The organism is Microbacterium sp. K24 (assembly GCF_004794465.1).
Taxonomy (GTDB): domain Bacteria; phylum Actinomycetota; class Actinomycetes; order Actinomycetales; family Microbacteriaceae; genus Microbacterium.
The window spans coordinates 97345-111164 of the sequence record NZ_SSDJ01000139.1; the positions used below are offsets into that span (position 1 = coordinate 97345).

General features: G+C 69.0%; 11 protein-coding genes. 3 read left to right on the forward strand and 8 right to left on the reverse strand.

Annotation, left to right across the window (positions count from 1 at the left end; genetic code table 11):
• Nucleotides 1-1093: 1093 nt before the first annotated feature.
• The 3 genes from DW306_RS16295 to DW306_RS16305 all read right to left on the reverse strand — a co-directional run bounded on the left by DW306_RS16295 (nucleotide 1094) and on the right by DW306_RS16305 (nucleotide 4909).
• The gene (locus tag DW306_RS16295) at nucleotides 1094-2194 is read right to left on the reverse strand and encodes a branched-chain amino acid aminotransferase (RefSeq protein WP_136056633.1); all 1101 of its coding nucleotides are present in this window, start codon (nucleotides 2192-2194) and stop codon (nucleotides 1094-1096) included.
• 62 nt (nucleotides 2195-2256) lie between these two features.
• Nucleotides 2257-3300 (reverse strand): 3-isopropylmalate dehydrogenase, encoded by a 1044-nt coding sequence (locus tag DW306_RS16300; RefSeq protein WP_136056634.1) that lies wholly within the window; start codon nucleotides 3298-3300, stop codon nucleotides 2257-2259.
• 73 nt (nucleotides 3301-3373) lie between these two features.
• On the reverse strand, nucleotides 3374-4909 hold the full coding sequence (locus DW306_RS16305; RefSeq protein ID WP_136056635.1) for an MFS transporter: 1536 nt from the start codon (nucleotides 4907-4909) through the stop codon (nucleotides 3374-3376).
• 63 nt (nucleotides 4910-4972) lie between these two features.
• Between DW306_RS16305 and DW306_RS16310 the strand changes: the two genes are divergently transcribed.
• The gene (locus tag DW306_RS16310) at nucleotides 4973-5515 is read left to right on the forward strand and encodes a TetR/AcrR family transcriptional regulator (protein WP_136056636.1); all 543 of its coding nucleotides are present in this window, start codon (nucleotides 4973-4975) and stop codon (nucleotides 5513-5515) included.
• A gap of 66 nt (nucleotides 5516-5581) precedes the next feature.
• On the opposite strand, the gene serA is transcribed toward DW306_RS16310, so the two are convergent.
• The 3 genes from serA to DW306_RS16325 all read right to left on the reverse strand — a co-directional run bounded on the left by serA (nucleotide 5582) and on the right by DW306_RS16325 (nucleotide 8119).
• Entirely contained in the window at nucleotides 5582-7186 is a 1605-nt protein-coding gene (gene serA, locus DW306_RS16315) for a phosphoglycerate dehydrogenase (RefSeq protein WP_136056637.1), read from the reverse strand.
• Between the two features lie 139 nt (nucleotides 7187-7325).
• Nucleotides 7326-7658, reverse strand: coding sequence for a hypothetical protein (locus tag DW306_RS16320; RefSeq protein WP_136056638.1), 333 nt, complete (start codon nucleotides 7656-7658; stop codon nucleotides 7326-7328).
• Nucleotides 7655-8119: a hypothetical protein gene (locus DW306_RS16325; RefSeq protein ID WP_136056639.1), complete on the reverse strand. Its 465-nt coding sequence runs from the start codon at nucleotides 8117-8119 to the stop codon at nucleotides 7655-7657. Before DW306_RS16325 ends, DW306_RS16320 begins: the two co-directional genes overlap by 4 nt.
• An 81-nt stretch (nucleotides 8120-8200) precedes the next feature.
• Between DW306_RS16325 and DW306_RS16330 the strand changes: the two genes are divergently transcribed.
• On the forward strand, nucleotides 8201-9139 hold the full coding sequence (locus DW306_RS16330) for a hypothetical protein (RefSeq protein WP_136056640.1): 939 nt from the start codon (nucleotides 8201-8203) through the stop codon (nucleotides 9137-9139).
• Between the two features lie 17 nt (nucleotides 9140-9156).
• Here DW306_RS16330 and DW306_RS16335 read toward each other — a convergent pair whose 3' ends face one another.
• Nucleotides 9157-9813 (reverse strand): GntR family transcriptional regulator, encoded by a 657-nt coding sequence (locus tag DW306_RS16335; RefSeq protein WP_136056641.1) that lies wholly within the window; start codon nucleotides 9811-9813, stop codon nucleotides 9157-9159.
• Nucleotides 9814-9887: 74 nt separating this feature from the next.
• Between DW306_RS16335 and DW306_RS16340 the strand changes: the two genes are divergently transcribed.
• Nucleotides 9888-12722: an FAD-binding and (Fe-S)-binding domain-containing protein gene (locus tag DW306_RS16340; protein ID WP_136056642.1), complete on the forward strand. Its 2835-nt coding sequence runs from the start codon at nucleotides 9888-9890 to the stop codon at nucleotides 12720-12722.
• Nucleotides 12723-12788: 66 nt separating this feature from the next.
• On the opposite strand, the gene ilvC is transcribed toward DW306_RS16340, so the two are convergent.
• Nucleotides 12789-13817, reverse strand: a complete 1029-nt coding sequence (gene ilvC / locus DW306_RS16345) for a ketol-acid reductoisomerase (protein WP_136056643.1) — start codon at nucleotides 13815-13817, stop codon at nucleotides 12789-12791.
• Nucleotides 13818-13820 lie beyond the last annotated feature (3 nt).

Sequence of the window (13820 nt, forward strand, 5' to 3'; positions counted from 1 at the left end):
GCCAATCGGGAACCCAGGAGCTCCGGGGTGCGGATGTGAGGGCTCCCCCACCGCACGAGGCGCCAACCTGTCATGCCTCGAACATCGTCCTCTCTGCGCTTCTCTTCGAGGACAGCGTCCGATGTCGTCGGCGCTGTGCGCAGCCCGGATTCGAGGTACTTTCCCTCTCCGTCGAATTCTCCGAAAGCGCGGGAGCGACGGAAGCCGCAGATCGACGTCTCGGAACCCGAGTCTGTCGAGCTGGAGTCGGCTCACGCTCTCGCCTGGAAGCTGCGCGCGCCCGTCGGCGAACTCCGAAACCCAGCGAGCACGTCGTACGCCCCGCAATCCCGGCGAGCACAGCGAACGCAGCTCTTCCCTCCATGTCGAATCGGCGTCGGCATCGATTCGGCGCCCTCGCACCGCGACAGTCCGTGCCGAGGCGTCGGCAGCGGAGACCGCTGCCTCGGCGCTGAGTGTGCGCGCGAGATCGAAGACGGTGCGCACCATGGACGTGCAGCGAAGCCCGTGCCGCCACACGATGTCCTTCTCGGCGATCTCCATATCGTGCCTTCTCACGCCGGCTTCCGTACGAGTGTGTCTTCGGCCTTGAGTGACGACGTGGACGAGGTCCGCCGTCCTGCCGAAGAGAGGCAGGTCCCAGAGCACCGCCGCCGAGGTGTGCGAGAACACCGGTCCATCATCGGCGGCCGCCCGGTTCACTGCGAGCAACCGCAGCATCTGCCGGCCCTCCGGCCAGAGATCATCCCACACTGCGCCGTCGACGTAGAAGCCGCGATGGACTCGCCGGAGAGAACCGGAGAGGACACGGGTCCGCAGCTCACGGTCGGTGGCTCCCGAGTACAGCAACTCGTCCCGTGAACGGACGAGGTCGCGAGCTTGTTCGATGGAGATCCGTCGGGGCATCCACCATCATGTGCTCGGCGAGTCTCCCGTGACGACCTTTCCACAGCCCAAGCCACGGCGGACTCGCCCGTGCAGGAGAGGTCATAGCGCCGAAACCCCGGGCTAGCGCCGAAACCCCGCCCTACGTGCGTCTGCAGGACGGGGTTTCGGCGCGAACGCGGGGTCTCGGCGGAAACGAACCCCGGGCTCAGGCGTCGAGGCGCAACAGCCAGCCGTGCCGGTCCTCGCGGCGGCCGTACTGGATGTCGGTGAGCTCCTCGCGCAGCGACAGCGCCAGCTCGCCCAGCGGCTGCGGCTCGTCGAAGCCCTCGCCGACCAGGGCGCCGATCGGGGTCACGACGGCGGCCGTGCCGCACGCGAACACCTCCACGATGTCGCCGGAAGCCACGCCCTCGCGCCACTCGTCGATCGAGATCGGCCGCTTCTCGACCGTGTAGCCGCGGTCTTCTGCGAGCTGCAGCAGCGAGTCGCGCGTGATGCCCTCGAGGATGCTGTCGGACTCCGGCGTGACGACGCGTCCGTCCTTGAAGACGAAGACGATGTTCATGCCGCCGAGCTCCTCGACGTTGCGCTCCTCGTTGAGGAACACGACCTGGTCGCAGCCCTTCGCGCTGGCCTCGCTCTGCGCAAGCAGGCTCGACGCGTAGTTGCCGCCGGTCTTGGCCTTGCCCGTGCCGCCGCGACCCGCGCGTGCGTAGTACTCGGAGAGCCAGATGCGCACCGGCTTCACACCCCCGGAGAAGTACGCGCCGGCCGGGCTCGCGATCACGTAGTAGGCGACCTTCTGCGCCGCACGGACGCCGAGGAAGGCCTCCTTGGCGAACATGAACGGCCGCAGGTAGAGGCTCTGGTCGGCGCCGGACGGCACCCAGTGCCCGTCGACGGCGACGAGCTCGCGCAGCGACTGGATGAAGTACTCGGTGGGCAACTCCGGCAGCGCGAGGCGCCGGGCGCTGGCCTGCATCCGCGCCGCGTTGCGGTCGGGACGGAAGGTGTGGATCGAGCCGTCCTCGTGACGGTAGGCCTTGATGCCCTCGAAGATCTCCTGCGCGTAGTGCAGGACGGATGCCGCGGGGTCGAGGGCGATCGGACCGTAGGGCTGCACGCGCGGGCGGTGCCAGCCGCCCTTGGCGGACCAGCAGATGTCGACCATGTGGTCGGTGAAGGCGACGCCGAACCCGGGGTTCTCGTGCACCTCCGCGACCTGCGCGCGTGTCGCTGCCGCGAGGTTCTTCATCACCGTGAACGTCAGCGGAGTCACAGTCGCGGTCTCGTCGATGGTCGTCATCTCATCATCCATTCCTCGTGGGGTGGGCGCATCGTCGCGCCCTCTCAGCCTACGCCCGCAGGTCAGAGGCGGGCAGTGATCGCGGAGCCGATCTCCGCGGTGGTGCGTGCCGCGCTGCGGGCGGCGATGTCGGCCTCGACCGCGGCGCTGACGCGGGCGGACTCCTCGGCGAGACCGAGGTGGTCGAGCAGCAGCGCGATCGACAGGATCGCCGCGGTCGGATCGGCCTTCTGCTGCCCGGCGATGTCGGGAGCAGAGCCGTGCACCGGCTCGAACATCGAGGGGAACGCGCCGTCGGGGTTGATGTTCCCGGACGCCGCCAGGCCGATGCCGCCGGTGACGGCCCCCGCCAGGTCGGTGAGGATGTCGCCGAAGAGGTTGTCGGTGACGATCACGTCGAAGCGCGAGGGATCGGTCACCAGGAAGATCGTGGCGGCGTCGACGTGCAGGTAGTCGACCGCGACGTCGGGGTGGCTCGCGGCGACCTCGTTCACGATGCGCTGCCAGATCGCGCCGGCGTGGACGAGCACGTTGGTCTTGTGCACGAGGGTGACCTTCTTGCCACGGCGCTCGGCGAGATCGAAGGCGTAGCGCACGACGCGCTCGACGCCGAAGGCCGTGTTGACGGACGTCTCGTTGGCGACCTCCTGCGGGGTGCCCTTGCGGATCGCTCCCCCGTTGCCGACGTACGGTCCCTCGGTCCCCTCCCGGACCACGACGAAGTCGATCTCGCCGGGTGCGGCGAGCGGGCCCGGAGCGCCGGCGAAGAGCTTCGAGGGACGCAGGTTGACGTAGTGGTCCAGAGTGAAGCGGAGCTTGAGGAGGAGGCCGCGCTCGATGTTCGCGTCCTTGAGGCGGGGGTCACCCGGCGTTCCGCCGACCGCACCGAGGAGGATGGCGTCGTGCGCCGCGATCGCGGCGAGATCGTCATCGGTGAGGGTGTCGCCCGTCTCGAGGTAGCGGGCCGCTCCCAGTGAGAAGCGCGTCTTCTCGAAGACGACGCCGCTGTCGGCGGTGACCGCCTCGAGGACCTTCTCGGCCTCGGCGATGACCTCGGGACCGATGCCGTCACCGGGGATGACGGCCAGCTTCACGACACGCGACATGACACTCCTTGCACGGGATGAACCGGCCGTGCTCGTTCGCTCATCGAGCGGGCCGGTCCATCCAGCGTACTGGTCAGTGCGAGGGTGCCTTGCGCAGTGTGACGGCGGCGATCAGGCCCGCCGCGACGACGAGTCCGGCGCCGATGAGCGACGTCACCATCACACCCGACCCGAACGCCGAGGATGCGGCATCCCAGAGCGCGTCGCCCAGCTTCGCGGGCAGCTCCCGCGCCGCCGTATACGCGCCGGCGAGCGTCTCCCGTGCGGCGTGCGCCGCATCGGCGGGCAGACCCTCGGGAAGCGCGAGCGCTCCGCGGTAGAAGGCGGTGATGATGCCGCCGAGGACAGCCGTGCCGAGCACCGCGCCGAGCTCGTACGCCGTCTCCGACACGGCGCTCGCGGCTCCGGCCTTCTCCGCCGGCGCGCTCGACAGGATCAGCTCGTTCGAGATCGTCTCCGCGGCGCCGATGCCGATGCCGAGCACCACGAACGCGATGATCAGCGGTGCGACCCCGTGCTCGTGCGTGGTGAACGCGACGATCAGGTAACCGGCCACCGAGAACACCAGGGCGCTCGGCACGAGCACGTGCGGAGGAACCCGACGGGAGATCGGCACGACCGTGAGCCCGGCGACGATCATCGCCGCCATACCCGGGACCAGCGCCACGCCGGCGAGCATCGGCGACAGTCCGAGCACGAGCTGCAGGTGCTGCGAGACGAAGTAGAGGAATCCGACCAGGGCCACCACGCTGAGCAGGTTGACGAGGATCGCCCCGGAGAACGACCCGCGCCGGAACAGCGCCATGTCGAGCATGGGGATCGCCGAACGGTTCTGCCTGCGGACGAACAGCACGCCCATCACGATGCCGACGAGCGCCCAACCGCCTGCCATCAGCGACGGACCGTCGACGGCGAGCGACTTGATCGCATAGACGACCGGGATCATCGCGGCCATGGAGAGCACGATGCTGACCGGGTCGATCCGGCCCGGGTTCGGGTCGCGGCTCTCCGGCACCAGGAGCGGGGCGCACACCAGCAGCGGGATGAGCACGGGCACCGCGATCAGGAAGACCGATCCCCACGCGAAGTGCTCGAGGAGGAAGCCGCCGACGATCGGCCCGAGCGCAGACCCTGCCGAGAATGCCGAGGCCCAGACCGCGATCGCCATCCGACGCTGGTCGCGGTTCTGGAAGATGGAGCGCAGGAGCGACAACGTCGACGGCATCAGCATCGCGCCGAAGAAGCCGAGCAGCGCACGCGCGGCGATCAGCAGACCCGCGGTCGGTGCGAAGGCCGCCAGAGCGGAGACCGCGGCGAACCCGATGGCGCCGATCAACAGCATGCGACGGCGACCGAAACGGTCGCCGAGGGTGCCCATCGTGACCAGGAGGCCGGCGAGCACGAGAGGGTACACATCGATGATCCACAGCTGTTCTGCGCCCGTGGGCGCGAGCGCGATGGAGATCTCGGGGAGCGCGAAGCTCAGCACCGTGTTGTCCACCGAGACGAGCAGCACCGGCAGCATGAGGACGACGAGCGCCGCCCAGCCTCGGGCCCCGACACGGGGAGCATCCGTCTCTGTCGTCGGGATCGACGCAGTACGAATCATGGAACACCTCTCAGGATCACGACGGCATCGTTACTGAACCGTCCAGATGGTATAGTAACAGACATGCCCCGTCCTCCCCTCGCCCGTGAGAAGGTGCTCGACGCCTTCGAGTCGATCGTCATCGCCGACGGCGAACGAGCCGCGACACTCGACGCGACCGCCAAGGCCGCCGGCGTCTCCAAAGGCGGACTGCTCTACCACTTCGGCTCGAAGGAAGAGCTCGCCGCCGGACTGCTCGAGCGCCTGGACACCCTCACGACGGCTGATCTCGCGGTCATGGCCGCCGCCGACGAAGGTCCGGTCGCGTACTACATCCGCACCTCGGTGATGGAAGACGAGGCGCTCGACCGCGCACTGATCGCCGCCACGCGGCTCGCGCAGGGCGGCTCGATCGCCGCGGCCGAAGGCCTCCGCAACAACCGCCGGCGCTGGGAGGACGCGATCCGTCCGCATGTGCGCGATCGGACGAGCCTCGATCTCGTGATGCTGCTCAGCGACGGCCTCTACTTCAACAACTCGCTCGACGTGCACGGGCCCGAACGGCTCGTCCCCCATGACGAGGAGCTCTCCGCTCTCATCGCCCTCGTCCTGAAGTCGACCACCTGACCGGGCATCACGCAACGGGAAGAGGGCGGGGAGGCCTGCGCCTCCCCGCCCTCTTCACGTTCTCCGTCAGATCTCGGTGATCTCGATCTGGCGGAACAGGTCGGCGTCGATGGCGGAGCTGACTTCCTCCAGCAGCGCCTCCGACACGGGCGAGTCGAGGGTCAGCACGCTGAGCGCCTGTGCGCCCGCGGCCTGACGGGCGATCTGCATGCCCGCGATGTTGACTCCCGCGTCGCCGAACTTCTGACCGTAGACCGCGACGATGCCGGGGCGGTCGGTGTAGAGCATCACGACGTGGTTCTTCTCGATCGGCAGTTCGAGCGCGTGGTCGTTGATGCCGACGAGCTTCTCGGACTGCTTCGGGCCGGTGAGCGTGCCCGACACCGAGAGCTGAGAGCCATCGGACAGCGCACCGGTGAGGGTGATCACGTTGCGGTACTCGTCGCTCACGTCATCCTTCAGAAGGCGGACGGCGATGCCCCGCTGCTCGGCCAGCAGCGGCGCGTTCACGTATGACACGGTCTCGCTGACGATGTTGGTGAAGACGCCCTTGAGGGCCGCGAGCTTGAGCACGCTGACGTCGTAGTCGTTCAGCTCGCCGTGCACCTCGACGTCGAGGCTGGTGAGCGGCGACGTCGCGAGGGCCGCGAAGATCTGGCCGAGCTTCTCGACCAGCGAGATCCCAGGGCGCACGTACGGGTCGATGACGCCGCCGGCGACGTTGACGGCATCGGGGACGAGGTCGCCACCGAGAGCCAGACGCACGGACCGCGCGACCGAGACGCCGGCCTTCTCCTGTGCCTCTTCCGTGCTCGCACCGAGGTGCGGCGTGACGACGACGTTCGGCAGATCGAGCAGAGGGCGCGCGGTGCCGCCTTCGGCCGGGGGCTCGGAGGTGAACACGTCGAGACCTGCACCGGCGATCTCCCCGGCGACGAGGGCTGCGTGCAGCGCCTCTTCGTCGATCAGTCCGCCGCGCGCGACGTTGACGACGAAAGCGGTCGGCTTCATCGCCTTGAACTGCTCTGCGCCGATCATGCCGGTCGTCTCCGGCGTCTTCGGCATGTGGATCGTGAGGAAGTCGGCCTCGGCGACGAGCTCGTCGAGAGACAGCAGCTGCACGCCGAGCTGCTGTGCGCGGGCGGAGGTGACGTAGGGGTCGTAGGCGACGACGCGCATGTCGAAGGCGGCGAGGCGGGCGGCCACGAGGGCGCCGATGCGCCCGAGCCCCACGATGCCGACGGTCTTCTCGAACAGCTCGGCTCCGGTGAAGGAGCTGCGCTTCCACTGTCCGGCGGAGAGCGATGCATGGGCGGCGGGAATGCGACGGGCGAGGCTGAGGATGTGTCCGACCGTGAGCTCGGCCGCGGAGACGATGTTCGAGGTCGGCGCGTTGACGACCATGACACCCGCCGAGGTCGCCGCCTTGATGTCGACGTTGTCGAGTCCGACGCCCGCGCGGGCGACGACCTTGAGCTTCGGGGCGTGCGCCAGGGCCTCCTCGTCGATGCGGGTCGCCGAGCGGATCAGCACCGCGTCGGCCTCAGCCAGCGAAGCGAACAGCGCTTCCCGGTCGGTGCCGTCGACGTCACGGACGTCGAAGTCGGGGCCCAGGGCCTCGATCGTGGCGGGAGAGAGCACTTCGGCGATGAGCACAACGGGCTTCGGCACAGAGAATCCTTCGGGGCAGCGCGGCAGGCGGGAGGGGCCGATGCGCCGCACACCATGGGGGGGCGCGATCACCTCAACTGTACCCGAGCGGTGGTGGCGCTCCGTGCGTGTGACGGCTCGCGTCAGGCGCTGCAGGGAGTCAGGAGCTGGGCAGCGTCAGACTCAGCGCGATGAGGCTCATCCAGAACACCGCGACGATGCCGAGGCCGGCCAGCAGCGCGAGCGCCAGCTCCCCCACGCGTCGCCGTCGACCGATGAGGAAGGCGAACACGAAGACGATGATCGGGAACACCACCCCGAACAGCAGAGTGATCCAGCCAGTCCCGGTCAGCCCGGTCCGCGCCATGTTGATCAGATGCGCCACGGCGTTCCACACCGCGTAGGCGTAGAGCAGACCGGCGAGTCCGATGACGAGTCCCACGAGCCAGCGCGGAGAGCCGGGCGCGACAGGAGTGCTCTGCGTCTCGCTCATGATCCGATCACCCCCACGGTGACGAACGGCCAGGGAACGAGGAGCACCACACCGGCGATCAGCACAGCGATGCGGACCCACGCCGCCCTCCCCTTCGTCAGCACCCAGCTCGCGAGGAACCAGAGCGCGGGCGCGGCGATCGCGAGCACGAACCAGGGCAGGAACATGGTGTCGTCGACGAGGAAGGATGCCAGCGGTCGCAGTCGCAGTCCCGCGACGATCCATCCGATCGTGTAGAGCAGATAGACACCCCCGACGATGCCGAGGATCAGCAGCATCGCCGTGCTGAGTCCCGGACTCTCGACGTCTCCGGCCGCCGTGACCGTTCCATCGTCCTCGACGGTGCCGACCTCGTCGCTGCCCTTGCCGACGGCGTTCCACCCTCGCGGCAATGCCGGATCCTTCGGCGCGGACGCCTCGTCTCCGTCCCAGCTGAGGGCGTCGTCGGAATCGGAAGTCATGTCCCCAGAGTAGGACACGCCGTCCACTATGCTCGGGGTGCATCGGGCCGCGGAGGCCCTCGGCAGGGGGAAAGGACAGCTGTGGCTGAGAACAAGAAGGCCGATCGCGTGGAGCAGGACGGGTCGAACGCCGGCACCGCCGAGCCGCCCGCAGGCTGGACCCCGACGGCCACAGCGAAGAAGAAGGCGACGACGTTCCGCTGGATCGCCGCGGTGCTGTGGGCCCTCGCGATCATCGGCGAGGCGGTCGGCATCTTCTGGCTGCTCCGTCAGCGCGTCTTCGTCGACGAGGACGGCACGCTCGTGCGCGATCCCGACACGGGTCTCCTGCAGGAGCAGGGCGTCACGGCGCAGTTCCCGCAATGGGCCTTCATCTCCCTTCTCGTGCTTCTCGTCGTCATCGCGGCGCTGTCGATCACCGGTTCGGTGCTGTGGAAGAAGGCAAACCGGCTGGACCCCGCGCGCAGATCCGACACCGTGCGGTTCTTCGTGCAGAACCAGCTCGGCGCGATCATCGCGGTCGTCGCCTTCCTGCCGCTCATCATCCTCATCTTCCTCAACAAGGACATGGACAAGGGGCAGAAGACGACCGCCGGCATCGTCGGCATCGCTCTCGCTGCCCTCGCCGTGGTGCTCGGCATCGACTTCGACCCGCCGTCCGTCGAGCAGTACACCGCCGACCAGTCGGCCGTGATCCAGCTGCTCGGCCAGGACGAGGTCGTCTGGGTCGACGGCGGCGCGGTCTATCACGTGTGCGATCAGGTCTCCGCGATCCAGACCGGCAGCGAGATCCGCACGGGCACCACCGCCGAGGCCGTCGAGGCCGGGAAGATCCGTCTCACGCTGCAGTTCGCCTCCGAACTGCGCGCGTGCGACCTGGCGGTGCCCGAGAACGCCGACGAGATCACCGAGGCGCTCCGCGCGATCCAGGCAGGGCAGGTCGACACCCTCCTCCCCGCTCCGGTGTGGGCGGATCCCTCCGACGCGCCGATCCAGGTCGAGGAGGCTCCGGCCGAGTGACGGTCGGCTGAGCGGACTCAGTCCGCTCGGAGCGCGTCGATCAGCCTCTCCTCGGCCGAGGAGAGGTGGACAGCGAGGAGATCGGCTGCCCCCTCCCCCTCTCCCGCGGCCACCGCTTCGAGCATGTGCGCATGCTGCGCGGCGATGACGGCGGCATCCAGCAGACGTCGCCCCTGCACCTGCGCCATGCAGAGCCGTGCCTCGTCGAGGACGCTGCGGTACATCCGCGTCGTCCGTTCGCTCTCGAGCGCATCGATGAGGGCGGTGTGGAACCGGAGGTCGGGATCGACGGTGGCCGGGTCGGGTCCCGCCGGCATCGCGAGGATCTCGGCGTTCGCCTCGACGGCCGACGCGGGCACGGTGCGGGTGAGCGCGAGTTCCCGCAGAGCCGCGCTCTCAAGGCGCGACCGGGTGCGATACACGTCGCGCACGGTCTCGGGTTCGATCCCCACGACTCGCGCGGAACGGTGCGCCGTGCGGACCAGGAGACCGGATGCGACGAGCTGCTCGATCGCGGCCTTCGCGCTCGGCCGGGCGACGCCGAACGTCTGAGACACGGCCGCCTCGGTGAGGGGCGATCCGGAGCGGATGTCGCCGCTGAGGATGCGTTCGCGGAGCCGAGCGGTGACGGCATCCACGACGCCCACGATCCCGAGTGCCGCGTCTGTCGTCATGGGGACAGTCTATCGAGACGCCGCGATTTCAGTACACTTGTCAGACAATCTCTCGAGCGGAGCAGAGGAGCACCGTGCCGACCACACTCGCAGAACCGCTGGACCCCGTGCTGCTCGGGTCGACGACCGAGGTGCATTCCCGCTCGATCGACCGTTTCGCCCGCGCGCACGACGCCTCCCATTACCTCCTGATCCCGGATGCGGTGCTCTCCCCCGCGGATGCCGAGGGCGTCGCCCGTGCGTTCGGCGCGGTGCGTGCCGCAGGCCGGACGATGACGTTCCGCTCCGGAGGCACGAGTCTCTCCGGACAGGGTGTGAGCGGCGACATCCTCGTCGACACACGCAGCCACTTCCGGGGCATCGCGGTGGAGGACGACGGGGCGTCGGTGCGCGTCGGCCCCGGCGCCACGGTTCGGCAGGTCAACACGCGCCTCGCGCGGTATCGGCGCAAGCTCGGTCCCGATCCCGCCAGCGAGATCGCCTGCACGATCGGGGGCGTCGTCGCGAACAACTCCAGCGGCATGGCCTGCGGGATCACCGAGAACTCGTACCAGACGGTCGAGTCGATGCGGATCGTCCTGCCCAGCGGCACGATCCTCGACACCGGGCGCGCCGACGCGAACGACGTGCTGCAGACCGCCGAACCCGCCATCGCCGAGGGACTGCTCGCGCTCCGCGATCGACTGCTCGCCTCGCCGGCACACGTGGCGTTCCTCCGCCAGCAGTTCTCGATGAAGAACACGATGGGCTACGGCCTGAACGCGCTCCTCGACTTCGACGATCCCGTGCGGATCCTCGAGCACCTCATCATCGGCTCCGAGGGAACGCTCGCCTTCGTCGCCGAGGCGCGCTTCCGCACCATCGAGGTGCGCCCGGCCATCGCGACCGGCCTGCTCGTGTTCGAGACGCTCACGGCCGCCATGACCGCACTGCCTGCGCTCGCCGACCTCGGTCTCGCCACGATCGAGCTCCTCGATGCCGCTTCCCTCCGCGTCGCGCAGGGTCTGAGCGATGTGCCGGCGACGATCGCCGAGATCGAGGTGCAGGGCCATGCCGCCCTGCTCGTCGAGGTGCACTCCGACAGCGCCGACACGCTCGTCCAGGCGAGCGCCGTGGCTCAGGCGCACTTCGAGTCGCTGCCGCTGGCCATCGCACCGCGCCTGACGACGGATGCCGCCGAGCGTGCCGCTCTCTGGCACGTGCGGAAGGGCCTCTACACCGCCATCGCGGGCGCCCGCCCCTCGGGCACGACCGCACTGCTGGAAGACATCGTCGTGCCCGTGCCGCGCCTTCTCGCCACGTGCGAGCGCCTGATCGAGCTCTTCGACGAGCACGGCTACGAGGGATCGGTGATCTTCGGACACGCCAAGGACGGCAACGTGCACTTCCTGCTGAACGAACGGTTCGACGACCCGGAGAGCGTCGCCCGCTATCGTCGCTTCACCGAGGACCTCGTGACGCTCGTGCTCGCCCAGCAGGGCTCGCTGAAGGCCGAGCACGGCACCGGTCGCATCATGGCGCCGTTCGTGCGACGACAGTACGGCGATGAGCTCACGGACATGATGTGGGAGATCAAGCGGCTGTTCGACCCGGACCTCATCCTCAACCCGGGAGTCGTCCTGTCCGACGACCCCGACTCCTACCTCGACGACCTCAAGCGCGTGCCCACGGTCGAGAGCGAGGTGGACCGCTGCGTGGAATGCGGATACTGCGAGCCGACGTGTCCGAGCAAGAGCATCACCCTCACGCCGCGACAGCGCATCGTGATCCGTCGCGACATGGCGTGGGCCGAGGAGCAGGGCGACACCGACCTGCTGCGCGATCTGCGGTCCGACTACGACTACGACGGCCTGCAGACTTGCGCGGTCGACGGGATGTGCGGCGTCGCCTGCCCGGTCGACATCAACACGGGCGATCTCGTGCGCCGGCTGCGCGCCGAGGAGTCCTCGACGGTCGAGGGCGTCGTGTGGGATGCCGCGGCGAAGAACTGGGACGCCGTCACGCGTGTCGGCGGCACGGCGCTCACGCTCGCCTCCGCCATGCCCGCGCCTCTGGTGACCGGCGTCACGAAGGTCGGACGCGCCGTCCTCGGCGCCGACACCGTGCCGCTCTACGACGGCGGACTCCCCCGCGGCGGCACGAAGCCTCCGACTTCCCAGAACCCCGCCAACGCCGAAGCGGTCTTCTTCGGCGCATGCATCGGCACGATGTTCGGCGCGGAGGGTCACGGCGAAGGATCACGCGACGCCGTGCGCGCCCTGCTGGACCGCGCAGGGATCGCCGTCGTCATCCCCGAGGATGCCGGCGGCATGTGCTGCGGAACGCCATGGAAGTCGAAGGGGCACGTCGCCGGGTACGACCGGATGACGAAGCGTGTGCTCGCAGGGCTCTGGGAGGCGAGTCGTTCCGGCGCGCTCCCGGTGGTCTGCGACGCGGCATCCTGCACCGAGGGTCTGCACACGATGCTCGCGAAGTCGGTCGCGGAGTACCCGGAGTATGCCCGCCTCGTCATCGAGGACGCGACGACCTACATCGCCCGGGAGGTGCTCCCCCGCGTGACCGTCTCGGCCAAGCTCGACAGCGTCGCCGTGCATCCGACCTGCTCGACCACGGCTCTCGGCGCGACCGGAGCGCTCACCGCGATCGCGGCCGCCGTCGCCGATGACGTGTTCGTCCCTGAGGGGTGGGGATGCTGCGCCTTCGCGGGAGACCGCGGCATGCTGCACCCAGAGCTGACGGCCAGCGCGACGGAGGTCGAATCGGCCGAGGTCCGGGCCGCGGATGCCGACCGCGGAGGCTTCGACGCGTTCGTGTCGGCGAACCGCACGTGCGAGATCGGGATGACCCGCGCCACCGGCCAGCCGTACCGTCACGTCGTCGAGGTTCTCGAGGAGCTCACCCGCGCCTGACGCCAGGCGATAACGAGAGAACGGGCGCCCCTGTCGGGACGCCCGTTCTTCGTGGATGGGATGGGATCAGCGCGCAGCGCTGCCGTCGACGTAGTCCTCGTCCGTCTGCTTCCAGGCGAAGAGCGACCGCAGCTCCTTGCCGGTCACCTCGATCGGGTGCTGCTCCTCCTTGGCGCGCAGCGCCAGGAACTCCTCGGCGCCGTTGTCCTGGTCGTCGATGAAGCGCTTCGCGAAGGCACCGGACTGGATGTCGGCGAGGACGCCCTGCATGCTCTCCTTGACGCGGGCGTCGATGACGCGCGGGCCCGAGACGTAGTCGCCGAACTCGGCGGTGTCGGAGATCGACCAGCGCTGCTTGGCGATGCCGCCCTCCCACATCAGGTCGACGATGAGCTTCAGCTCGTGCAGCACCTCGAAGTAGGCGATCTGCGGCTGGTAGCCCGCCTCGGTGAGGGTCTCGAAGCCGGCCTGCACGAGGTGGCTGACGCCACCGCAGAGCACGGCCTGCTCGCCGAAGAGGTCGGTCTCGGTCTCTTCGGTGAAGGTCGTCTTGATGACGCCGGCACGGGTGCCGCCGATGGCCTTCGCGTACGACAGCGCGGTGTCCCACGCGTGACCCGATGCGTCGCGCTCGACGGCGATGATGTCGGGGATGCCGCGGCCGGCGACGAATTCGCGACGCACCGTGTGGCCCGGGGCCTTTGGCGCGACGAGGATCACGTCGACACCCTCGGGAGCGTCGATGTAGCCGAAGCGGATGTTGAAGCCGTGCGCGAAGGCGAGGGTCTTGCCCGCGGTCAGGTGCGGCGCGATGGACTCGCTGTAGATGATGCGCTGGTGCTGGTCCGGCGCGAGGATCATGATGAGGTCGGCCCACTCGGTCGCCTCGGCGACGGTCTTGACCGGGAACCCGGCCTCCTCGGCCTTCGGGGCGGACTTGGAGCCCTCCTTGAGCGCGATGGCGACCTCGACACCCGAGTCGCGCAGGTTCTGCGCGTGGGCGTGACCCTGCGATCCGTAACCGACGATCGCGACCTTCTTGCCCTGGATGAGGGACAGGTCGGCGTCGGCGTCGTAGTAGATCTCGGTGCTCACGTG